This window comes from Streptomyces sp. NPDC102437, assembly GCF_044765565.1.
Lineage (GTDB): Bacteria > Actinomycetota > Actinomycetes > Streptomycetales > Streptomycetaceae > Streptomyces.
In genome coordinates this window covers 15,593-39,989 of sequence record NZ_JBIWKI010000022.1, presented here as the reverse complement: position 1 = coordinate 39,989, position 24,397 = coordinate 15,593, and the positions used below count along the sequence as shown (strand labels likewise).

Here is a 24,397-nt window from a genome sequence, read left to right as displayed (position 1 = left end):
CCCGCCGCTCCGAGCGGGCCGGAGGCGGGAGCCGTCCTTGACCGGGGAGCGAACGGCGGACATCCGCCCCGTGATCGACACCGCGCTCGTCAGGCGGCTGGTCCACACACAGTTCCCCCAGTGGGCGGGGCTGCCGCTGAAGCTGCTCGACCGGGCCGGCTCGGATCATGTGATCCACCGGCTCGGCGAGGAACTCTCCGTCCGGCTGCCCCGCCATCCGGGGGCCATGGGGCAGGCCCGGAAGGAGGCGGCATGGCTGCCCCGGCTCGCCCCGCACCTGCCGCTGGCCGTCCCGGTGCCGATGGCGGTGGGGGAGCCGGATTTCGGCTACCCGTGGCCCTGGGCGGTGTCCCGCTGGCTGGACGGCGAGGTGGCGACCGTCGAGGGCCTGGCGGAATCGGCGGACGCGCTGGGCGTGGACGACGCGACCTGGACCAGGGGGCGGGGCTGGGCGGTGGCCACCGGCCTGAACGCCTACACCGCGTACGCCGCCGACCACCCCCGGGTCGCCGCGCAGACCAGCCGCCAGATCACCGAGGCCCTCATCGGCTGACGAGTCCGGCGGCCCGGCGTGCCGCCGGCCGACCTCCGCTGCCCGGGGTGGGCTCCGTGCCGGGCAGCGGAAGCCGACCGGGTGCGGACCAGGATCAGAAGGTGACGTCCGAGCAGGCGTAGAACGCGTTGCCGGTGTCGGCGATCGTCCAGAGGCCGAGGATCAGGTGCTTGCCCGACTTCTGCGGCAGGATCCCGTCGTGGGTCATGGTGGATCCCGGCAGACGGCCGCCGAAGGGCACTGTCAGGAACGGCTGGGGATCCAGGTCGGCCCTGGTGAGGTGCTTGGCAGGGTCGTAGCCGTCCTTGGTGATGTAGTAGCGGAAATCGGTCGTGGCGTGCCGGGCCTCGATGCGCCAGCGGAAGGTGTAGCTCTGCCCGCCGGTGACCTTCGTCGCGGGCCAGGAGCCGCCACGCGGGTCGTCGAGCTCGGAGAACCGGCCGTTGCCGCCGGCGCAGAGGGTGCCGTCGACCGGGCTGCGGGCGGGGAAACCCTTCGGGCCCTCGACGCTCGGCGGCTCCCACTGGATCTGGCCGCAGTTGCGCACGGTGCCGTTGCCGCAGAGCTGCTGACGGCTGACCGGGGCGTCGGTGTAGCCATGGCTCTGAGCGCTGCCCGTGGTGACGAGGAGACAGGCTCCGGCGATCCCGAGGCCGAGGGCGGGCGAGGTGATCTTTCTGCGCATGCTTCGCTCCTGGAGGAGGTGTCGGGCGCTGCGTGACGAGGGGGGAGGGCGCGCTCCACCCCACTAGGTCTAGACCAACTTCGAGACCAGTCAGGGGGATTGGTCATGTCCAGACCAGTAATGCGCCGTCGGTCGGTGGGCTGGTGATGGTCGTGATCCGGTCGGGGGAGAGCCGTCGGCGTGGTGGGCCAAGGGGCAAAGCAGGCGTACGCTGACAAAAACGCCTGCGCACCGCGAGTGAGCGATGGAGGCGGCCCCATGACCGACCCGCACGGCTTCCTCAAGTTCCCCCGCCGGCCCGTCCCGGCACGCCCTGTCCAGGAACGGCTGAGCGACTGGAACGAGGTCTACGCGGGACAGGCGCGGCTCCCCCTGGTGTCCGAGCAGGCCGGCCGCTGCATGGACTGCGGCATCCCGTTCTGCCACAGCGGCTGCCCGCTGGGAAACCTCATCCCCGAGTGGAACACGTACGTCGGGCGGGAGGACTGGCGGGCCGCGGCCGAACGGCTGCACGCGACGAACAACTTCCCGGAGTTCACCGGACGGCTGTGCCCGGCCCCGTGCGAGGACGCCTGTGTGCTGGCCATCAACGCCGACCCGGTGACCATAAAGAACGTCGAGCAGGCCATCGCCGACCAGATCTGGGAACGCGGATACGCTCCACCGCGGCCGCCCGAGCGGCTCAGCGGTAAGACCGTCGCCGTCGTCGGCTCCGGTCCGGCAGGCCTGGCCGCGGCGCAGCAGCTCACCAGAATCGGCCATACTGTCGCCGTCTACGAGCGCGCCGACCGCATCGGCGGACTGCTGCGCTACGGCATCCCCGAGTTCAAGATGGAGAAGCGCCACCTGGACCGCCGCATCGAGCAGATGCGGGCCGAGGGCACCAGGTTCCGTACCGGCGTGGACATCGGCAACGGCCTGGGCGCCGCCGAGCTCGCCGGGCGAAACGACGCGGTCGTCATCGCCGTCGGTGCGCGTGGACAACGGGAGTTGCCCGTACCCGGTCGTGAACTGCAGGGTATCCATCAGGCCATGGACTATCTGACCCTGGCCAACCGGGTCTCCGAGGGGGACTGCGAAGCTGCGGCCGTCACCGCCGAGGGCAAGCGTGTGGTGATCATCGGGGGAGGGGACACCGGATCGGACTGCATGGGCACCGCACTGCGCCAGCGAGCCGCATCCGTGGTGCAGTTGGACATCAACCCGGAGCCCGGCGGCGACCGCCGCGAGGGCGAGCCCTGGCCCGTCTGCCCGAAGGTCTACCGGATCTCCCATGCCCATGAGGAGGCCCGGGGGCTGGCTGGTACGGATCCCCGGGTCTTCTCCTCGGCCACCCTCTGCTTCGAGGGGGACCGGACCGGGCGAGTGCGAGCCTTGCGTCTCGCGGAGGTGGAGCCGCAGGCCAGAAGGGTGCGCCCCGGGACGGAGCGGGGGATCCCGGCGGATCTGGTCCTGCTCGCCCTCGGCTTCTACGGCCCCGAACACGGCACGGGGCTGATGCGGCAGCTCGGACTCACCCTGGACAGCCGGGGGAACTTTGCCCGGAACGCCAGCTTTCGGGCCGAGACGGCGGAGCCGTCCGGGCGAGCGGCCCGCCCCGGGACGGACGGGATCTTCATCGCCGGTGACGCGGGACGTGGCCAGTCCCTGGTGGTGTGGGCCATCGCGGAGGGGCGGTCCGCCGCCGCCGCGACGGACCGCTACCTGACCGGCTCCACGGCGCTCCCGGCACCGATCGCACCGCACGACCGACCCCTGGCGGCTTGAGCTCCCCTCTGGGCGGTCGACCTCCTTGCGCCTGTATTACTAGTAATTCATATCCATGGTGGACTGGATGGGTGGGGCGGGTGGGGTGGCCAGGGCGGACCCGGCGGGCCGGGTGGGCGAGTCCTTGTCGACGATTCTCGCCACGACCATCGGCGGGTGTCAGCATGCGGCTTGAATTCGACGGTTGAGGTCGCCGAGTGAGGAAAACTTAGTAGAGCGGGCCGGCCCGGCGAGGGTTCTCGGGTCCGTGGGGTCCGTCAGGCGATCCCTCTCGCGCTTCAGCGCATATTCCTTTCCTGCGGCACGTGGTGACCGGTGTGCCGGTCCCGTGTGCCCGCATGTGGTAGATCAGTATCTCTTTCCTGGCCAGTGCACTCCGCTGTGCCGGTTTCTTTCGTAAAGGTGCTGTGAGTGGAAAATCGTGAACCGCTGCCCGGTGGTGCTCCGGAGGCGGATGCCGGTCGGGCCGGAGGGAAAGGTGCTCCAGTGTCGGCCATGCGCGCAGTCCTGCGTGTGGCGGCGTACCCGTTCCTGCTGGCGGGCGCGGTTTCGGTGGCTGCGACGGCACTGTGTCTCGACTGGGACCCCGACCGTGTGAGCCCGCTCTTCCTGCTCGGTGTCATTTCCTATTTCACCGTGCTCGAACGACTGATTCCGCACCGCCGGGCCTGGCACCCGAATGCCGGTGAATGGTACTGGTACGGGGTCTATTTCGTGCTGACGACGGTGTCCAGCGCATTCGCGCAGTACCTTGTCTCCGCCGGGGTGTCCGAGGTGTCGCCGAGGGAGTCGGATCTCAATCTCTGGGCAGAAATACCGGCCGCAGTGCTGACCGGTTCTCTTGCCAGTTATCTGGTGCACCGGCTCGGCCATACCAATGCGATATTGTGGCGGCTTCACGGCGTGCATCATGTGCCGGAAAAGGTCAATGTCGCCAATAATGGCGTCAACCACGTCCTTGATATCGTTCTCGCGCAGGGAACCGTTCAGCTGGCTCTGGCGCTGGTCGGATTCTCCCGGGACTCCGTGTTCGTCGTGGGCCTTTTCGTGGCCGCCCAGGGCTATTTCATCCACGCCAACATAGACGTGCGCATCGGCCGGCTCAACCATGTGCTCGCCAGCCCCGAACAACACCGACTGCACCACAGCACAGACCTGTCCGAGGCGGGCCACTACGGCTCGGACCTGTCGATCTGGGACCACGCCTTCGACAGCTACACCTGGCGGCCCGGCCGCGAACCGGTCGCGGTCGGGCTCGGCGATCCCGCGGCCTTCCCCCGTACCGGGGAGATCGTCGCCAGCCTTCTCCACCCCTTGCGCCGTGCGAAGGGGCCCGGGACCGGTTCTGTCTGAACTGCCCTTCCATGCCGGTCCTCGGCGTTACGACTTGAGGAGTCACAGCCTTGCCCGACGAGAACAGCGCCTCCGTGAGCGAAAAAGTAGCGATCATCGGCATGGGGTGCCGACTGCCCGGCGGTGCGTCGGATCACCGCGCGTACTGGCAGAACCTCATGGAGGGCAAGGACTGCATCACACCGACACCGGCCGATCGCTATGACGTCGGCAGTCTCGGCAGCAGATACAAGGAGAAACCGGGACGTCTGATCGGCGGCCGTGGTGGATATATCGACGGTTTCGACGAATTCGACCCCGCCTTCTTCGGCATCAGCCCGCGCGAGGCCGACCACATGGACCCGCAGCAGCGAAAACTGCTCGAAGTCGCGTGGGAGGCGCTGGAGGACGGTGGGCAGCGGCCCGCGGAGCTCGCGGGCAGCAATACCGCCGTGTTCGTCGGTGCGTTCACACTGGACTACAAGATCCTGCAATTCTCCGACCTGGGCTTCTCGTCACTCGCCGCCCACACCGCCACCGGCACCATGATGACGATGGTCTCGAACCGTCTCTCCTACTGCTTCGACTTCCGCGGACCGAGCCTTTCGCTCGACACCGCGTGCAGTTCCTCCCTGGTCGCCGTGCACCTCGCCTGCCGGAGCCTCAACAACCGGGAGACCGATCTCGCGCTGGCCGGTGGTGTCCTGCTGCACATGGCGCCGCAGTACACCATCGCCGAGACGAAGGGCGGATTCCTGTCGCCCGACGGCCGTTCACGCGCGTTCGACGCCACGGCCAACGGCTACGTACGGGCCGAGGGCGTCGGCCTGGTCGCGCTGAAACGCCTCGACGACGCCCTGCGTGACGGCGACCCCATCCACGCGGTGATCCTCGGCGCGGGGGTCAATCAGGACGGCCGGACCAACGGCATCACCGTGCCCAACGCGGACGCCCAGGTCTCCCTCATGCGGCGCGTCTGCGGCGAGGCCGGCATCACGCCCGGCGACCTCCAGTACGTGGAGGCGCACGGCACCTCCACGCCGGTGGGCGACCCTATCGAGGCGAACGCGCTGAGCCGGGCGCTGGCCGAGGGCCGTCGGCCGGACGCGCCCTGCTACGTGGGCTCCGTCAAGACCAACATCGGGCACACCGAATCGGCGGCCGGCATCGCCGGCCTGATCAAGACCGTGCTCTGCCTCAAGCACCGCATGATCCCGCCCCACATCAACCTGGAGCAGCTGAACGCCGCCATCGACCAGGAGGCGTCCCCGTACCGCATCCCGACCGAGCCGACCCGATGGCCCGCACACGAGGGACCCGCACGGGCCGGGGTGAACTCGTTCGGGTTCGGTGGCACCAACGCGCACGTCGTGCTGGAGCAGGCACCGGAGCGGAGCGCTCCGTCGGCCCCGCCCGCCGAACGGGACTGGAACATCCTCCCGTTGACCGCCCGCGCCCCGGAAGCCCTCCCGGAGGTGGCGGCCGGCATCCGCCGCGAGCTGTCAAAAACGCACGGCCCAGAGGCGTCGCTCCCCGACCTGGGCTACACACTGGCCCACCGCCGACAGCACCTGGAGTCGCGGCTCTCCGTCGTGTACTCCTCGCGGGCGGGACTGGACGAGGCACTCGACGCCTTCCTGCGCGGTGAACCGCACCCCGGAGTCGTCCAAGGCCGGCAGCTCGAAGCCGAACAGCGCGGTTTGGTCTGGGTCTTCACCGGGATGGGGCCGCAGTGGTGGGGGATGGGCCGCCAACTGCTCGACGGCGACGAGGTGTTCCGGGATGCCGTGACCCGCTGCGACCGAATCATCCGATCGATCGCGGGCTGGTCCCTGATCGAGGAGATGAGGGCCGACGAAGCCGGGTCGCGCATGGGCGAGACCTGGCTCGCACAGCCGGCCAACTTCGCTGTCCAGGTGGGACTCGCGGCCATGTGGCGTCAGTACGGTGTGCGGCCCGACGCCGTCGTCGGTCACAGCACCGGAGAGGCCGCCGCCTTCTACGAGGCGGGGGTCTACTCCCTGGAGGACGCGGTGAAGGTGGTGCTGCACCGCAGCCGTCTCCAGCAGAAGCTGACCGGGACCGGCACCATGCTCGCCGTGAGCCTGCCCGAGGACGCGGCGCAGGCCCGGGTGGCCGAGTTCGGGGACCGGGTGTCCGTCGCCGCGGTCAACAGCCCCTCGGCGGTCACCCTGGCCGGCGACCGCGACGCGCTGGCCGAGCTGGCGGACCGGCTCCACGCCGAGCAGGTCTTCGCCAAGTTCCTCACGGTGCAGGTTCCGTACCACAGCGCGGGCATGGAGGTGATCAAGGACGAACTGCTGGCCTCGCTGGAGGATCTCGCTCCCCGGGCGGCGACGGTTCCGCTGTACCTGACCGGGCAGGAAGGCACGGCGCACGGCAGCGAGCTGGACGCGAGCTACTGGTGGAAGAACGTCCGCCACCGGGTCCGTTTCCGCTCGGCCGTCGACCGGCTCGCCGACGACGGATACGGACTGTTCCTGGAGATCGGTCCGCACCCGGTGCTCGGCCACTCCATCCGCGAGTGCCTCGAAGACCGGGGCACGGCCGCACGGACCCTGCCGTCGATCCGCCGCCTGGAGAACGAGCCGGAGCGCTTCGCCGCCTCGCTGGCCCAGCTGCACAACCTCGGCGTCCCGATCGCCTGGGACACCCTGCACCCGGCGGGCAGACCGGTCGTCCTGCCCCGCTACCCGTGGCGGCGCGACCGCTACTGGACGGAGCCCGCACCCGTGGCCCAGGTCCGTCTCGGCCACGCCGACCACCCTCTCCTGGGCCGTCGCGCCGCGGACAGCGAACCGACCTGGGACACCGCCCTGGACACCGAGCGGCTGCCCTACCTCGACGACCACCGCATCCAGTCCACGGTGGTCTTCCCGGCAGCGGGATACCTGGAGATGGCCACGCAGGCAGTCCGCGCCCTGACCGGCGGAACCCATGTCGTGCTGACGGACATCGAGTTCCGCAAGGCGCTGTTCCTGCCGGAGGGCGAGGACCGGGCCGTCCGGCTGACCCTCTCCTCGCAGAACGCGGCGTTCACGATCGCGTCGAAGGGGCCGGACGAGGGCGGCCGGGCGGTGCACGCGAGCGGAGTCGTGCGCTCGGGGCAGCCACGGCCCGCCGGGCCCCCCGCCGACACCGAAGCCCTCCGGGCCGGCGCCCGGCGCCGGCTGGGAGGCGAGGACTGCTACGCGGAGCTCGCTGCCCTCGGCTACCACTACGGGCCGGCGTTCCGGGCCATCGACGAGGTGTGGATCGGCTCCGGAGAGGTGCTCGCCCGTCTGCGCCCGCCCGCGGTGATCGGTGACGACGCGGCCGTACACCACATCCATCCCGTAGTGCTCGACGCCTGCTTCCAGTCGCTGCTGACGACACAGCTGCTCGAAGCCGAAGGCACCGGCGCGGTTACCGGTGGACAGGAACGCCGGACGACCGGGATCCGCCTGCCGCTGTCGATCGAGGAACTGCGCCTCGCCCCGGTGGGAGACCGGCAGATCTGGGTGCACGCCACGGTGACCCGCGACGGCGCGGACGAGCTCGTCGGGGACATGGCCGTCTACGCGGACAGCGGCGAACCCCTCGGTGGCATCATCGGCTTCCGCGCCGCCGACGTGGAGAAGGCCTCCACCACGGTCGGACTCGGCACGATCGACTCCTGGCTCGCCGAGACCGCCTGGATCGACAGCCCCCTCGACCCCGCCACGGACGAGGCCGGACACGGCTCGGCCACCGGCACCGAAGGCCGCCCCACCGAGCCCACCGGCGGCGCCTGGCTGGTGTTCGCCGACAGCCAGGGCGTCGGCGACGCGCTGAGCGCCCTGCTGGCCGCCCGGGGCGAGCGCTGCCACCTGGTGCGTCCGGGCGACACGTACCGGCGAGGAGGCGAAGGCGACGGGTTCACGGTCGTCCCGGGGTCCGCCACCGACCTGGAGCGGCTCTTCACCGACCTGGGCGAAGGCAGCGACGGCGAGCACAGCGGCGGCGCGGGCGGCGCGGGGAGCGTCAGATCCATCGTGCATCTGTGGAACCTCGACCTGCCTCCGCTCGCCGAGGCCTCACCGCAGGACCTCGTACGGACCAGCACCGCCGGGGCCTATTCGCTGATCGCGCTCGCCCGCACGCTGCTCCGCCGCGGGCAGGCCGGCCGGCTGCACATCGTGACCCGTGGCACCCAGCACGTCGAGCCCGGCGAGACCGTCGAGCCGCTGGGAGCACCGGCGTGGGGAGTGGGCCGGGTGCTCAGGCACCAGGAGCTCACCTCCCACCCCGGCAAACTGATCGACCTGGGCCCCCGGGTGCCGGGCGAAGAGGAGTGCCGGGCCGAGGCCCGTGCGCTGCTGCGTGAACTCCTCACCGACGACGAGGAGGAGATCGCGCTCCGTGGTTCGGCCCGCCGGACCAGCCGCATCCGACGGGCCGAACAACTGACACACCCCCTTCCGCTGAGATTGCGCACCGATGCGAACTACCTGGTCACCGGCGCCTTCGGAGCGCTCGGCCGGCTGCTCTGCCGGACGCTCGTCCGGCGTGGCGCGCGCAGCCTGATCCTGATCGGACGCACCACACTGCCGGAGCGCTCCACCTGGCGGGAGCTCGACCCCGACACCGCCGCGGGCCGTGCCACCGCCTTCGTCAAGGAACTGGAGGCGCTCGGGGCACGGGTCGTCCTGGCACCGCTCGACATCACCGACGAAGCCGCGCTCACGACCTGGCTGGACGCTCACCGGCGCACCGATCCGCTGCCGGTGCGCGGCGTGTTCCATCTCGCCGGGCAGGTCCGCGACACCCTCGTCGAGGACATGGACCACCGCACGTTCGCCGAGGCCCACGACCCCAAGGCCATCGGTGCCCATCTGCTCCACCGCCATCTGCGGGACGAACCGTTGGACCACTTCGTGCTGTTCGCCTCGATCGCCTCGCTGCTGACCACTGCGGGGCAGACCAACTACGCCGCGGGCAACGCCTTCCTGGACGCGCTGGCCCAGCACCGCCGGGCACTCGGGCTGCCGGGGCTGAGCGTGGACTGGGGCCCCTGGGCCACCGGCATGATCGAGGAGCTGGGGCTCGTCGACCACTACCTCCACAACCGGGGGATGAGCTCGCTCGCACCGGACGTCGGCATGGCCGTGCTGGAACGCGTCATCGGCCAGGACCGCGCCCAGCTGCTCGTGGCCACGGTCGTCGACTGGCCGGTGTTCCAGGCCTGGTACGCCTCACCGCCCCGGCTGGTCGCCGAGCTGGCGGCGGCGGCCCCCGCCAGGGCGGCCTCCGGGCCGGGCGAGGGCATCCTCGAAACCTTCCGGCACGCGGACACGGCGCAGCGCCTGTCCCTGGTGACCGGACGGTTCGTCGAACTGACCGCCTCGGTGCTGCGGACCGGCCCCGACCGGGTCGATCCGCAGGCCGGGCTCAACGCGCTGGGGCTCGACTCGCTCCTGGCGATGGAGCTGCGCGCCCGCATCAGCTCCGAACTCGGCGTCGCCCCGCCCGTGGTGGCACTGCTGAGCGGCACCCCGGTCGCCGAACTGATCACACAACTCCACGACGCCCTGAGCGAGTTGGTAGCCCACGAGTCCGGCGGAACGGACACGGGCGAGGTGGAGGTGTTCGAGGACGAGCTCAGCCACCCGCTGACACAGAACCAGAAGGCCCTGTGGTTCCTCAGGCAGCTCAACCCCGAGGGCTACGCGTACAACATCGGCGGCGCGGTCGAGGTCCGGGTCTCCCTCGATCCCGACCTCATGTTCGAGGCCGTGCGCCGCATGGTGGCACGACACCCCGCCCTGCGCACCAACTTCCGCACGGTGGACGGCGTGCCGCTGCAGCAGGTGTCGCCGGAGGCGAGCCCGGACGTCGCACTGTTCGACGTACAGGAGCAGGAGTGGGAGGACATCCACCGCACGATCGTCGCCGAGTACCGAAAGCCGTACGACCTGGAGAGCGACCCGCTCTTCCGCTTTCGCCTCTTCAAGCGCGCCCCCGACCGCTGGGTGATCATGAAGGCGGTGCACCACATCGTCTCCGACGCGATCTCGACGTTCACCTTCATCGAAGAGCTCCTGGCGGTGTACGAGGGGCTGCGTCAGGGGCAGGCCCCCTCGCTGCCGCCCGTCACCGCCCGCTACCTGGACTTCCTCAACGCGCAGAACCGCTTCCTGGCCGGACCCGCCGCGCCGCGCATGCTCGACTACTGGCGTTCGCACCTGCCGGCCGAGGTGCCGACCCTGGAACTGCCCGTCGACAAGCCCCGCCCCGCCGTGCAGACACACAACGGCGCCTCGGAGTTCTTCGTCCTGGACGGCGAGCTGAGCGCCCGGGTGCACACCCTGGCCCGCGAGCACGACGTGACCCCCTTCATGGTGCTGCTCAGCGCCTACTACCTGCTGTTGCAGCGCTACTCCGGCCAGGACCAGGTCATCGTCGGCAGCCCGGTGACCGGGCGGACCGAGCAGGATTTCGCCTCCGTCTACGGCTACTTCGTCAATCCGCTCCCGCTGCACGCGGATCTGTCCGGCGACCCGTCGGTGGCCCGGCTGCTCCAAGAGGTCCGCACCACGGTGCTGGGCGGCCTGGACAACCAGGAGTACCCCTTCGTCCTGCTGGTCGACGAACTGGGGCTCCAGCACGACCCCAGCCGCTCCGCGGTGTTCCAGGCCATGTTCATCCTGCTCACCCACAAGGTCGCCACCGAGAAGTACGGCTACCGGCTCCAGTACATCGAACTCCCGGAAGAAGAGGGGCAGTTCGATGTGACGCTGTCGGTCTACGAGGATGAGGCGGAACGCCGTTTCCACTGCGTCCTGAAGTACAACACCGACCTGTTCCTGCCGGAGACCATGCGGCGGATGGCAGCGCACTACACCGCACTGCTCGACAGCATGACCCGAGCCCCGGCGGACCGGCCCACCTCCCGGCTGGAGATGCTGGACGCCCAGGAGCGCGAGCGGCTGATCAGCGAGTGGAGCGGCGCAGGACTCATCGCCCTGCCCCCGGCCGAGGGAGAGGGCAGGACGGACGGATTCCGCCCGGTGCACCGGCTGATCAGCGAGACCGCTGCCAGTTGCCCGGACGCCGTGGCCATCACGGCCCCGGCGCTCCAGGGGCCGGCCTGCCGGCTCACGTACGCGGAACTGGACCGCGGTTCGGACGAGCTGGCCCGGCGGCTGCGCGCGCTCGGGGCCGGTGCCGGGTCGGTGGTGGCGCTGTGCATGGAGAAGTCGCCCGACCTCGTCGTCGCCCTGCTCGCGGTCCTCAAGGCCGGCGGCGCCTATCTCCCGATCCCGGCCGACCATCCGGCCGATCGCGCCGCCCACGCCGTCCGGGCCGCGGGCGCCACCCTCGTCGTCGTCGAGGACGACGCCTGCCGGGACCGGATGACAGGGCTGCCGGTCCGGGCTCTCACACTGCGGGAGCTGCACGAGGCGGACCCGGAAGCAGTTCCCGACCCGGACGGCCGGAGCGAGGGCGGGACCGGCGCCGTGGACCCGAGCGGTCCCGACTCGGCCGCGTACATCATCCACACCTCCGGCTCGACCGGCCTTCCCAAGGCCGTGCGGGTCAGCCACCGCAACCTCGCCTCGGCCTACGCGGCCTGGCTCCAGGAATACCGGCTGGACCGCGACGTCCGGGTACACCTCCAGATGGCCGCGCCGTCGTTCGACGTCTTCACCGGCGACGTGGTGCGGGCGCTGTGCTCCGGCGGCAGCCTGGTGCTGGTCGACCGCGATCTGCTCTTCGACACCGAGCGCCTGTACACCACGATGCGCCGGGAGCGCGTCGACTGCGCGGAGTTCGTGCCCGCCGTCGTACGCGGACTCATGGACCACTGCGAACACCGGGACCTGCGCCTGGACTTCATGCGTCTACTGGTCGTCGGGTCGGACGTGTGGAAGGCCGGGGAGTACCGACGGCTGCACGACCTGTGCGGACCGCAGACCCGGCTGATCAACTCCTACGGAGTCACCGAGGCGACCATCGACAGCGCCTTCTTCGAAGGACCCGTCGACGACCTGGAACCGGGCCGGACGGTACCGATCGGACGGCCCCTGGGCAACAGCACGCTCCATGTGCTCGACCGGCACGGCGAACCGGTGCCGCCCGGTGTGCCCGGAGAGTTGTGGATCGGAGGCGAGGGCGTCGCCCTCGGCTACGCGGGCGACCCCACACTGACGGACCGGCGCTTCGTCACCCGCACCCTGAGCCGGGAGCCTGGCGCCGGCCCCGTACGCCTCTACCGTAGCGGCGACGCGGCACGCTGGGACGCGGACGGCCGGGTCCATCTGCTCGGCCGGGTCGACGACCAGGTCAAGCTCCGGGGCCACCGGATCGAGATCGGCGAGATCGAGGCACACCTCGCCCAGCGCCCCGAGCTGGCCCGGACGGTCGTCACTGTGCGCCCCGACGCCCGCGGCGAGGACGTGCTCGTCGCCTACTGCGTACCGGCCCAGGGGGCCGCACCGGACCGGCGCGCGCTGCGCCGCCACCTCGGGGACCGGCTGCCCGCGTACATGGTTCCGGCACACTTCGTCGTACTGCCGCGACTGCCGCTGACCGCGAACGGCAAGGTCGACACCACCGCCCTGCCGATGCCCCGGTTCGACGCGGACGACGAACCCGAGGAGACGCCGCGCACCCCCTTCGAGCTGAGCATGGCCCGGCACTGGGAGGAGCTGCTGGGACTGGAGAGGGCCGGCCTGACACAGGAGTTCTTCGAGGCCGGCGGCAGCTCCATCAAACTGATCGAGCTGATCCACCGGCTGCGCAAGGAATTCGGCGTCGGCATCCCCGTCAGCCTGCTGTACCGGGTCACGACCCTGCACGGAATGGCCGCGACGCTGGAGCGCCTGGCCACCGGATCGATCGCCGACGACCTGCCCTGTCTCAGCTTCAACAGCGAGCGGGAGCGGACCGTGTTCTGCTTCCCGCCGGCCGGCGGCCATGGACTCGTCTACCGGGGGTTCGCCACCGCACTGCCCGAGTACCGGCTGATCGCCTTCAACTACGTCCCCGGTGCCGACAAGGTGGCCCGCTACGCAGACCTCGTCGAGTCGCACCGGCCCGAGGGCCGATGCCTGCTGCTCGGCTACTCGCTCGGCGGCAACCTCGCCTTCGAGGTGGCCAAGGAACTGGAGAGCCGGGGACGCGAAGTCGCCCATGTGATCGTGCTGGACTCGCACCGCATCGTCGAACCGTACGAACCAGGCCCCGAGCACATCGAGTTCTTCGAGGCGGAACTGGCCGAGCACTTGCGCAAGCACACCGGATCGGACGCGGTGGCCCGCGAGACCCTCGACCACGCCGCGGAGTACCTGGCGTTCTGCGGGCGCACACCGAACCTCGGCACAGTGTCCGCGACCGTCAGCGTGATCACCGACCAGGAGAAGACGGCACTCTACGCCGCCGGCGAGTCCGGCACCTGGCACGGCAGCTCGACCACGGCCACGGCCCTGCTGCGCGGCTCCGGGATCCACGCCGACATGCTCGACCCCAAGCACGCGGCCCGCAACGCCGAGCTGGTGCGCGGCATCCTCCAGGACGGCGGCGCCGATGTCCGATGAGACGGAGGACGACTGGAGCGTTCCCGGCCGGGAGAAGGACGGCAGCCCCCGGGTCATCGTGATCGGCGCCGGCGTCGCGGGAATGTCCACCGGGTGCTACGCGCAGATGAACGGGATGCGCTCGCGCATCTTCGAGAAGCATGTGCTGCCCGGAGGCTGCTGCACGGCCTGGTCGCGCGACGGCTACATCTTCGACTACTGCATCGAATGGCTGATCGGCACGGCCACCGGCAACGAAGCCAACCAGGTGTGGCGCGAACTGGGCGCGCTCGACGGCAAGACCATCACCAACTTCGAGATGTTCAACCGGGTGGTCGACGAGAACGGGCGCTCGGTGACCTTCTACAACGACCCGGACCGGCTGGAACACCACCTGCTGGGAATCTCGCCCGCCGATGCCCGGCTGATCCGCTCATTCTGCCGTGATCTGCGCCGGTTCACCGACATCGAGCTGTACCCGTTCCTCACCGCCCCCGCCCTGCGCACCGTACGGGAGAGAGCGGCGCTGCTGCGCACCGTGCTGCCCGCGTTCCGCCTGTTCTGGCGCACCGCGGCGACACCGATGCACGAATTCGCCGACCGGTTCCAGGACCCCTTGCTCCGCAGGGCGTTCCGCAACATCTTCTTCCAGGACCCGGAGGGCTTCCCGCTCCTGCCGTACCTGTTCAACATGGCCGGCGCCCACCACGACAACGCCGGTTTCCCGCAAGGAGGTTCGCTCGGCCTGGCCCGGTCGATCGAGGAACGCTACACCGGGCTCGGCGGCGAGATCAGCTACCGGGCGCGCGTCGAACGGATCCTGGTCGAGGACGGGCGCGCCGTCGGGATCGAGCTGCGCAACGGCAGGCGGTACTACGCCGACCACGTCGTCGCGGCCTGCGACGGCCACACCACGATCCACGGCCTCCTGCAGGGCCGGTACACCGGACCGCGGATCGACAAGCTCTACGACGAACTGCTGCACCGCCCCGGCACGCTGTTCCCCGCGGTGGTCTCCGCCTTCGTCGGCGTCCGGGGCGAGCCGGCCCCCGACCGCGCCCACAGCACCACCTACCTGCTCGACCCGCAGGACGCGGAGCAGCTGCCCGGTGCACTGCAGAGCAGCGTGGTGGTGCAGATGCGCTCCGACTACTCGGACGGATTCGCGCCGCCCGGAAGATCGGTCATCCACTGCACCTACTTCAGCGACTTCGCGTACTGGAAGGAACTGCGCGCCGCCGACCGCAAGGAATACCGGGAGAGGAAGCGCCAAGTGGCCGACTTCGTCAGGAGATTCCTGGAACGCCGGCTGCCGGGCACGGGCGAGCGCATCGAGCTGGTCGATGTCGCCTCCCCGGCGACGACCCGGCGCTACACCGGCAACCACGACGGTTCCATCCTGGCCTGGAAGGCGTTCTCCGAGGCCGACGACATCGCGGCCAAGCTGGTCGGCAAGGACCGCATGCGTCTGCCGGGCCTGCGCGGATTCTCGATGGCCGGTCAGTGGGTCGGCATGGGCGGACTGATCCGCGCCGCGTCCACCGGGCGTTTCGTCGTCCAGTACCTCTGCGACGAGCTGGGACGCGGTTTCACGGCAACCGAGAGCCGGGGCACCGAACCCTGGCATCCGGGAAAGCTGGGCCGGCTGCCCCAGCTCGACAACTGGTCCATGCGTGGTGACACCCGCACATGAGCACCGAGGAGAACAGGTTCATGCCGCGTTCCGAACGAGAGTCGATGATCATCATCGGCGCAGGGCTGGGTGGGCTGTCCACCGGGTGCTACGCCCGGATGAACGGCTACCGGACCCAGGTCCTGGAGATGCATGAACTGCCCGGCGGCTGCTGCACGGCCTGGGACCGGGGCGACTTCAGACTGGACCCCTGCGTCAGCTGGCTCCTGGGCAGTGGTCCCGGCAACGAGATGCACCAGATCTGGCTGGAGCTCGGCGCGTTGCAGGGCAAGGAGATCCGGCACTTCGACGTGTTCAACGTCGTACGCGGCCGCTGCGGACGGGCCGTGTACTTCTACTCCGACCCCGACCGGCTCCAGGCCCACCTCACCGAGCTCTCGCCCGCCGACTCGGCCCTGATCAGGGACTTCTGCAAGCAACTGCGTGCCTTCCGCAAATGCCTGGCCGTCTACCCGTTCCTCAGACCGGTCGGACTGATGCCGACGACGGAACGCTGGCGCATGCTGGCCTCCTTCATCCCTTACTTCAACGTCGTGCGCAAATCCATCGGCGTACTGATGACCGACTTCTCGTCGCGGTTCAAGGACCCCCTGCTGCGCGAGGCGTTCAACTTCATCCTGTACGAGAAGCATCCGGCGTTCCCCGTACTGCCGTTCCACTTCCAGCTCGCCTCGCACGCCAATCTCTCCGCGGGCGTCCCCGAGGGAGGCTCGCTCGGGCTGGCCGAGTCGATCGAGCGGCGCTACCGCGCGCTCGGCGGCGAAGTGACCTACAACGCCAAGGTCGAGGAAGTACTGGTCGAGGACGACCGCGCGGTCGGGGTGCGGCTCAGCGACGGCCGTGAACTGCGCGCCGACATCATCGTCTCGGCCTGCGACGGACGCACCACCATGATGGACCTGCTGAAGGGCCGCTACCTCAACGAGGAGTACCGGCGCCTCTACACCCGCACCATCCGGGAACCCGGCATGGTGTTCCCCGGCTACTTCACGCTCTTCCTCGGCCTGCGCCGGGACTTCCCCGACGCCGACCCCTGCACCACCTATCTGCTCGACGAGACGGAAGCGGCCGCACTGACCGGCATCCGGCACCCCAGCATCAACGTCCAGTTCCGCAATCAGCACTACCCCGAGCTCTCCCCACCCGGGACGAGCGTCGCGTACGTCACCTACTTCTGCGACATCGCCCCCTGGCGCGCCCTGGACGAAGGCCCGGAACAGGCGACCCGCAGCCGGGGCGGGCAGGAGCTGCACACGCTCCCGGTGCGTCACGGCCGCGGCTACTACGCGGCCAAGCGCCGGGCCCGCGAGACACTCGTCGCGTTCCTGGAGCGGCAGCACCCCGGCATCGCCGACGCGATCGCCGTCCGTGACGTGTCCAGCCCCCTCACCCAGGTTCGCTACACGGGCAACTACGACGGCACGGTGCTCGGCTGGCAGCCGTTCGTGGAGAGCGGCGAAACGCTGGAGAAGCTCGTGAAGCGGCACGGCCCCGGGCTGCCGGGGCTGCGGAACTTCTACCAGTCCGGCGTATGGGCGACGACCGGCGGCCTGATCCGCGCTGCGGCCGCAGGCCGGCACGTCATGCAGTTCATCTGCCGCGACGACGGCCGCGCGTTCACCGCTTCCATCGACGAAAGCGGTCCGTCACCGACCCATCGGGTCATCGAGGTGGGGCCCCGGCCGGTGCCGCGGCCCCTCACGGAGGGCCGCCCGGCCCCCGTCGGGAGAGAGGTAGCGGGATGAGGGCCAGGAAATGGGTGGTGCGCGAGCACGTCGAGGGCATCCCCGACGTCGAGCGGATCTACGGCGAGGTCGAGGAGGAGATCGACACCGAACTCGCCCCGGACGAGATGCTCCTGAGGACGCGCTACGTATCGGTGGACCCCTACCTCCAGGGCATCGCGCTGGACACCCCGCTCGGTGCGCACATGGGCGCGGACTCGATCATGGAAGTGCTGGAAGCGGGTCCGCTCGCCGCCCACCGCCCCGGTGACCTGGTGCAGGGGTTCGGCGGCTGGCGCACCCATCTCGTCAGCAACGGCGCCGCCACCCCCTGGCAGACCGGCACGTTCCCGATGGTCTTCCCGGCCTTCCGTCGCCTGGACCCCGACTGGTACGACGACGTGCTGCCGCTGCCCACCGCGCTCGGCGTGATGGGCGGCCCCGGCATGACCGCCTGGGGCACCCTGACCAAGTTCATGTCTATCCGCCCGGGGGACACCGTCGTGATCAGCGGCGCCTCCGGCTCCGTCGGCTCGCTGGTCGGCCAGCTGGCCAAGCTCGCGGGGGCCAGGGTGGTGGGCACCACATCGACGCCGGAGAAGGCGGACCACCTCGACGAGCTGGGGTTCGACGCGGTCGTCGTCTACCGCCACGGGGACAACAGCGAGGCGGTACGGGACGCGCTGCTGTGGGCCGCGCCGGACGGCGTCGACAAGTACTTCGACAATCTGGGCGGGACCGTCACCGACGCCGTGTTCTCCATGCTCAACATCGACAGCCAGGTGGCCGTGTGCTGGCAGTGGGCCACCCAGGTGGGCCGCGACGTCACGGGACCGCGACTGCTGCCCTACATCATGTTCCCGCGCACAAATATTCGGGGCATCTTCTCGCTGGAATGGTTCACCGAACAGAACTGGCGCGCGCTCCACGACGAGCTCGGCGGCCTGGTCCGGCGGGGCGAGGTGCGCTGCGGACACACCCTCCACCACGGCTTCGAGAACATCCCGGACGCCTACCGGAGCCTCTACCGGGGCAGCGGGGCCAACCGGGGCAAGGTACTCGTCGAGCTCTGACCCCCGGCCCGGCGCAACACCCGCACCCGCCCGCCCCCAGCAGTTCGCCGCACCCGCGCAAGCCAGGAGGCCCCGTGTCCCGCTCCGCCGACGCCCACACCCGCCCCGGACCGTCCCTGCCCCCGCTGCACCGGCTGGACTTCGACCCAGCCGGCCCGCCCCGGCCCGTCGAGTTACCCGATGGAACCCCGGCCTGGCTGGTGAGCCGATACGCCGACGTGCGCATGGTGCTGACCGACTCCCGGTTCGGACGCGCCGAGCTCCACCCGCCGGACTCCCCGTCCCTGTCGGGCGAATCCGGCTTGGTGAGCAGCATCGACCTGATCTTCAACCAGGACGGCGAGGACCATCTGCGCCTGCGCCGCACCATGCGGAGCGCCTTCACGCCCAGGGCCGTCGCCCGCTGGCGGCCCTGGATCGCCGAGATCGTCGAACAGCGCCTGGACGAACTCGCGGACAGCGCCCGCCCGGCGGACCTGGTGGCCGGCTTCACCCTCCCGCTCCCGATCGCCGTGATCAGCAGGGTGATGGGCCTCGACAGCGAAGCCCAGGAGCCGCTGCGTCACTGGAGCCAGTACGCCTTCTCGGACGGCTCCCACCCCGAGGAGGAAATGGCGTCCGTGCTGGCGGAGTTCGCAGCTTTCGGAGCCGGGCTGCTGACCGAGCGGCGGAAGGAGCCGGGCGACGACCTGCCCAGTGTGCTGGTACAGGCGGCCGACGAGGAAGGCGGCATCCCGGAGAGCCAACTCGTCCACCTGGTATGCGGGCTGGTCGTGGGCGGTCATGACAGCACGATGACGATGCTCAGCAATTCACTGCTCTATCTGCTCGGCGAGCGACCGGAGGTCTGGCCCCGGCTAGGAGCGGACGAACAGGCCGCCGGCACACTGGCGGACCGCCTGCTGCACCTGATTCCGCTCGGCGACGACCGGGGCACCGCACGCCACGCCGCCACCGACACCGAGGTCGGCGGCGTGACGATCCCGGCGGGAGCGGTGGTCCTCGCCGACTGCGGCGCGGCCAACCGCGACCCCGAGGTGTTCCCGCCCCGGCCGCTCGACGACCTGTTCGCACCCCTGGCGGCGCCCACCCTGGCGTTCGGAGCGGGGGCGCACTACTGCCTGGGCGCCTGGCTGGCCAGGCTGGAACTCCGGCTCGCCCTGCACCGGCTCGCAGCGCGCTTTCCCGGCCTGCGCCTGGCCCAACCCCCGGAATCCGTCGAATGGCGCCTGGGCAGCACCTCCCGCAGTCCGCAGCGGATCGCCGTGACCTGGTAGGAGCACCCGTCCGGGGTGCGCGGAGTCACCCCCGGGGTTCGGGCCAGTCCTGGGCGTCCGCCCACGTGGCGTAGGAGGTCCAGGGGATGGCGGGGAACTGTGTCCGCAGCGCCGCCATGTCCACCCCGTAACCGCCTTTCGCAAAGAAGCTGTACATGGCAAACATGTCGGGGTTCACAGTGCGCAGTTCCTCCAGTGACGACTGGTGGAACGCGACCGTGCCACCCGCGGCCCGCCCGATCTCCTCAGCCATCCGGACCGGCGTGGGATCGTCGCCCGCGACCTCGATCCGCTGCCCGGTCCAGCGGTCCGGATCGGCGACGACCGCGGCCACGACCCGTCCCAGATCCTGCCGCGCAACCTGCTGGAGGGGAGTGTCACCGGGCATCGGCATGGTGAGGAGACCGGCGGCCACCTCGTTCCGGGAGCCCAGGGCGTTGTCGTAGAAATAGGTCGGTGCCACCACCGTCGCCGGCAGCCCCGAGCGGGCCAGCAGTTCCTCGGTCCTGGCCTTGGTCTCGAAGTGCGGGACACCGGTGTCCTGGTCCGCACTGGCGACGGAGGCCAGCACCAGATGGGGCAGCGCGGCGTCCGCGGCCGCCCGCACGATGGCCGCGCCCTGGGCGACCTCGGCATCCAGGCCGTCCTGGAAGGGGGTGGTGACGGCGAACGCGGCCTTCGCACCCCGGAACGCCTCCGCGAGCGAGGCCGCGTCGAACAGATCGCCCGGCACGACCTCCGCTCCGGCCGCCGCCAGGGCACGGGCCCGCCCACTGCCGGGATCGCGTACGACGGCCCGTACGGCACGCCCCGCCTCCAGCAGGGCGGCGACCACCGCGCCGCCCTGACCACCGGTCGCACCGAGTACCGCTGTAGGCATGAGGTCTCCTTGATCGAGCGACATGGGTCAATGCTGTCCCGGATCCGGCCGGCCCTGCCACCGGGAGGACGCCGGAACCCCGGGGCGACGTACTGTACTGCGCAGGGCTCAGCTGCCGGCGGCGGTCCCGGCGGCGTTGCGCCAGACGGTGAGGTCCAGCGTCATGTACTCACTGGGCGAACCCTCGCTCGGGAGCCCCTGGACCGTCACGAGGCCCATGTGCCCCGTACCTGTCGTGACGCAGATCTGCCTGCCCTTGGAGAGCGTGCTGAGCTCGATGGTCTCGGTGAACCGGGTCTCCGCGCGGCAGACATCGAGCGATCCCACCTGCCCCGGATCGAGCAGCACGAGAGTGCCTCCCGTGGTCTCGGAGTCGAGGTACCGGCCGGTGTCGTAGGAGAGTTCGTATTCACCGTCCTCGCCCTTCTGGGGCCGGACGTCGTCGTCCCCGAGCGTCAGGTGGTAGCCGGCCGGCAGGTTGATGCCCTTGTACTCGACGGGCTCCGGCTGGGGCTTGGTGCTCGGCTTGGAGTCGGTCTCCTTGTCCCCGCTCGGCTTCGGGCTGCCGGTCGTGCCGCTCGTCTGGCTGCCGCCCGAGGAGCCGCTCGCCTGCGACTTCTGATCGTCCTTCTTGAGCAGGAAGTACAGTGTGCCGCCGGCCACGACGCCGAGGACCAGCGCGGCGGCGATGGCGGTGACAGCACGCCGCTTGCCGGAGCCCTGGGGGCGCTGGGGCGCCTGTGGCGCGGTCTGCGACGCGGGGGTGCCGGGGTACGTATGCGCCTGCGTCGGGAACTGGGTCGGGGCGTAGGCGTTGGCGTGCGCCTGGCCCTGGGCCGGATGGGGCACCTGGTACGGGGGCTGGGGCTGGGGCTGTGGCGGGACGGGAGAGGGCTGAGCCGGCTGAGTGGGCTGCTGCGCCACGGGCGGACCGTAGCCCGGAGGCGGGGTGGCCGGTGCCACCGGCGCGGTGGGCGAGTAGCCCGCGGGCGTGGTGGGCGGGTACGCCGCGGGCGGGGCGGCGGCCGGAGGGGGCGGGGTCTGGACCGGGGCCGGGGCCGCCGCGCGTACCGTGATGTCGGCGGAGACCGGGGCGGGCAGCCAGTCCTCGGGGCGGCGCAGCACCGTCTCCGCGTTCGCGGACTGGCAGAGCGCGATGACCTCGGCGATCGACGGCCTGGCCGCCGGGTCCTTGGCGAGGCAGCGGCTGACGAGCTCCATCAGTCGTGGCGGGACGTGGGTGAGGTCGGGCTCCTCGTGGACGATCCGGTAGAGAACACCGTGCGAGGTCCCCTCGCCGAACGCCGGTGTCCCCGTCGACGCGTACGCCGCCACCTGGCCGAGCGCGAAGACGTCGGTGGCCGGGGTCACCTTGCGCCCGGCGGCCTGCTCCGGCGCCATGAACGAGGGGGTGCCGATGGTGACGCCGCTGCCGGTGAGCGAGGTCGCGTCGGCAGCGTGGGCGATGCCGAAGTCGATGACACGGGGGCCGTCGGCGGCGAGCAGCACGTTGGACGGCTTGAGGTCGCGGTGGATGATGCCCGCGCCGTGGATGACGTGCAGTGCCTCGGCCATGCCCGCGATCAGCAGGACCACCGTCTCGACGGGCAGCGCCCCGTGCGCGACGACCGCGTCGGCGAGCGAGGGGCCCGGCACGTACGCGGTGGCCAGCCACGGGTGCGCGGCGTCCGTGGCCGCGTCGATGACCGGCGCGGTGAACAGGCCCTGCACGCGCTGCGCGGACTTCACCTCCTGGGCGAACCGGCGGCGGAATTCGGCGTCCTCGCCGAACTCGGGCCGGATCACCTTGATGGCCACCGGCCGCCCGCCGGGTGTGTACGACAGGTACACCTTGCCCATGCCGCCCGCGCCGAGCTTGGCGGCCAGCCGGTATCCGGCGATGGTGGTCGGGTCGTCTCCCTCAAGCGGTTGGAAGACCTGAGAGGCCCTTTTCGGGTCCGGCTGCTGACCACTCATCACTAACGTCTCCCACGCAGAACGCCGATATCGAAACGGCACCTTATACAAGTACGGGCCCTGGGCGCCCGTTCCGGCCGGGCAAGGGCTGTCCCGTACTCAGGACCGGGAGGACGCCGTGGGTGGTGGTCCCGGTTGCAGATCCGGCACCCGGGGCAGCCTGCGCGCCGCGTACGTGCCCGCGCCCGCCGCCAGCAGCATCACGCAGCCTGCGAAGATCAGACCGGCCTGGCGCAGCCCGAGCCAGGTCGCCAGGGCGCCGACGCCGACCACCGGCAGCGAGATCCCGCCGTACGCGACGACGAAGAACGCCGAAATGGTGCCGCCGCGATTGAGTGCCGGGGCCACGCCGCTGATCAGGGTGAGCGCGGCACGGAAGGCCAGCCCCTGGCCGGTGCCGCCGCACAGGGCGCCCAGTACGAGCAGGAGCAGGGATTCGGCGATCAGTGAGGACGCCACCAGCAGTAGCCCGGCCACGAGGATGCCGCAGCCGACCGGGAGTGCGAGTCGTGCGCCGATCCGCTGGGACAGGGACTGTCCGACCGTCGAAGCGAGGAACACGGAGAAGACCACGGCGCCCGAGACCGCCAGATTGTGCACACCGAGCGTCCGCGCGGCGAAGCTCGGTGCGACCGCCGTGAACAGGCCCAGTAGCGCGAAGCCGGCGAAGGCCGCCAGTGAGGCGGGCAGGAAGACCCCCTTCACCTCGGAGGGGACGGACAGCCCCTGTGGCCTCAGGCGCGGCCGGCGCTTCGGCTCGGCGACGGTCTCCGGCAGGAGCCAGGTGATCCTGCAGGCCAGGGTCACCAGGCCCAGATGGACCCAGAACGGGAGCGTCAGCGGCCAGGGCGTGTACTGCGCGAGGATCCCGGAGAGCAGCGGCCCGCAGCCCAGACCGCCCATGTTCGCCGCCGTGGCGGCGAACCCCGCACGTGCCTTGTGCCCGGGGCCCGCCAGTTCGATCACGGCCGCCGTCGCCGCGCCGCTCAGCAGACCGGCCGCGCAGCCGGACAGCAGCCGCCCCGCGAAGAGCAGCGGCAGGCCCCCTTCGGCCAGGAAGCACCCCGCGCTCGCCGCCGACAGGCCCAGTGCGCACAGCAGCACAGGTTTTCGGCCGCTCTCGTCGGAGTAGTTCCCCGCCACCAGCAGCACCGTGATCACGGCGACGGCGTAGACGGCGAAGACGACGGTCACCATCAGCTCGGAGAATCCCAGCTGTTCCTGGTAGAGCCCGTACAGCGGGGTGGGCAGGGTGGTCCCGGCCATCCCGATGGCGAAGACCGTTGCGGCGGCCACGTACCCGGGCCGCCATCGGCCGCCGGTCTTCCCTGTGCATTCGCGACCGTTCACGCACATCACCTCGCGGGCGGTGTTCCGTCGCGGCCGGGCCCGGGGGCGGTCAGTCCCAGAGCTCGTGCGTCGTGACCCGCTCGGTGTATGCCGGCCTGCCGTCGGTGTACACGAGCTGCATGCGGGTGAACTGCCGCAGCTCGGGATGGGCCTTCCAGGCCTCCGGTCGGTCCAGCCGGATGATGACGGGATAGGTGTGGAATTTGCCGGCCGCGCAGTAGGGGTCGCAGTCGTTCACCGCGTCAAGTGCCCTGCCCGCGGCGGAATTCGATCCCCAGTGGGACCAGTGGATGTCGATGAGGCGGTTGTTGCCGTCGCCGCAGGCGAGCAGGAAGTCGTCGGGCCGTACCTGTGGCTTCGAGAAGCAGTCGACGACCACCACGCGTGTCGATGAGCGGGACTCCGTGGTGGCGCGTGCTGACACGGAAGCGGATGCCGGAACGGGAATCGCCGCCGCGAGCGCCGTGGCGGCGCACAGCATGAGCGCTGTCCTGAATTTGCGTGTGTGCATATCGGCTCCTCGGCTGCC

General features: G+C 70.6%; 13 protein-coding genes. 8 read left to right on the top strand and 5 right to left on the bottom strand.

Going from position 1 to position 24,397, the window contains the following annotated elements; genetic code table 11:
- Positions 1 to 37: 37 nt before the first annotated feature.
- The gene (locus ACIRJP_RS26190) at positions 38 to 553 is read left to right on the top strand and encodes a phosphotransferase (protein ID WP_404178787.1); all 516 of its coding nucleotides are present in this window, start codon (positions 38 to 40) and stop codon (positions 551 to 553) included.
- Positions 554 to 647: 94 nt separating this feature from the next.
- Here the strand turns inward: ACIRJP_RS26190 and ACIRJP_RS26185 are convergent, their stop codons facing one another.
- Positions 648 to 1,238 (bottom strand): lytic polysaccharide monooxygenase, encoded by a 591-nt coding sequence (locus tag ACIRJP_RS26185; RefSeq protein WP_404178784.1) that lies wholly within the window; start codon positions 1,236 to 1,238, stop codon positions 648 to 650.
- Positions 1,239 to 1,496: 258 nt separating this feature from the next.
- On the opposite strand from ACIRJP_RS26185, the gene ACIRJP_RS26180 reads away from it, so the two are divergent.
- The 7 genes from ACIRJP_RS26180 to ACIRJP_RS26150 all read left to right on the top strand — a co-directional run bounded on the left by ACIRJP_RS26180 (position 1,497) and on the right by ACIRJP_RS26150 (position 19,661).
- On the top strand, positions 1,497 to 3,005 hold the full coding sequence (locus tag ACIRJP_RS26180) for a glutamate synthase subunit beta (protein ID WP_404178782.1): 1,509 nt from the start codon (positions 1,497 to 1,499) through the stop codon (positions 3,003 to 3,005).
- A 411-nt stretch (positions 3,006 to 3,416) separates the two neighbouring features.
- Positions 3,417 to 4,358, top strand: coding sequence for a sterol desaturase family protein (locus ACIRJP_RS26175; RefSeq protein WP_404178779.1), 942 nt, complete (start codon positions 3,417 to 3,419; stop codon positions 4,356 to 4,358).
- A 50-nt stretch (positions 4,359 to 4,408) separates the two neighbouring features.
- Complete coding sequence (locus ACIRJP_RS26170; RefSeq protein ID WP_404178776.1) at positions 4,409 to 13,915, top strand: amino acid adenylation domain-containing protein; 9,507 nt, start codon at positions 4,409 to 4,411, stop codon at positions 13,913 to 13,915.
- On the top strand, positions 13,905 to 15,587 hold the full coding sequence (locus ACIRJP_RS26165) for a phytoene desaturase family protein (RefSeq protein WP_404178773.1): 1,683 nt from the start codon (positions 13,905 to 13,907) through the stop codon (positions 15,585 to 15,587). The genes ACIRJP_RS26170 and ACIRJP_RS26165 overlap by 11 nt, the downstream gene beginning before the upstream one ends.
- Positions 15,584 to 17,332, top strand: a complete 1,749-nt coding sequence (locus ACIRJP_RS26160) for a phytoene desaturase family protein (RefSeq protein WP_404178770.1) — start codon at positions 15,584 to 15,586, stop codon at positions 17,330 to 17,332. Before ACIRJP_RS26165 ends, ACIRJP_RS26160 begins: the two co-directional genes overlap by 4 nt.
- A complete protein-coding gene (locus ACIRJP_RS26155) occupies positions 17,329 to 18,384 on the top strand; it encodes an MDR family NADP-dependent oxidoreductase (RefSeq protein WP_404178767.1) in 1,056 nt (351 codons plus the stop codon). The genes ACIRJP_RS26160 and ACIRJP_RS26155 overlap by 4 nt, the downstream gene beginning before the upstream one ends.
- A gap of 74 nt (positions 18,385 to 18,458) precedes the next feature.
- Positions 18,459 to 19,661: a cytochrome P450 gene (locus ACIRJP_RS26150; protein WP_404178764.1), complete on the top strand. Its 1,203-nt coding sequence runs from the start codon at positions 18,459 to 18,461 to the stop codon at positions 19,659 to 19,661.
- 25 nt (positions 19,662 to 19,686) lie between these two features.
- Here ACIRJP_RS26150 and ACIRJP_RS26145 read toward each other — a convergent pair whose 3' ends face one another.
- From ACIRJP_RS26145 to ACIRJP_RS26130, 4 genes are all read right to left on the bottom strand, one after another.
- A complete protein-coding gene (locus tag ACIRJP_RS26145) occupies positions 19,687 to 20,541 on the bottom strand; it encodes an NmrA family NAD(P)-binding protein (protein ID WP_404178761.1) in 855 nt (284 codons plus the stop codon).
- Positions 20,542 to 20,649: 108 nt separating this feature from the next.
- Positions 20,650 to 22,518: a serine/threonine-protein kinase gene (locus ACIRJP_RS26140; RefSeq protein WP_404178758.1), complete on the bottom strand. Its 1,869-nt coding sequence runs from the start codon at positions 22,516 to 22,518 to the stop codon at positions 20,650 to 20,652.
- A 99-nt stretch (positions 22,519 to 22,617) separates the two neighbouring features.
- The gene (locus ACIRJP_RS26135; protein ID WP_404178755.1) at positions 22,618 to 23,874 is read right to left on the bottom strand and encodes an MFS transporter; all 1,257 of its coding nucleotides are present in this window, start codon (positions 23,872 to 23,874) and stop codon (positions 22,618 to 22,620) included.
- A gap of 43 nt (positions 23,875 to 23,917) precedes the next feature.
- Positions 23,918 to 24,379, bottom strand: coding sequence for a hypothetical protein (locus ACIRJP_RS26130; protein ID WP_404178752.1), 462 nt, complete (start codon positions 24,377 to 24,379; stop codon positions 23,918 to 23,920).
- Positions 24,380 to 24,397 lie beyond the last annotated feature (18 nt).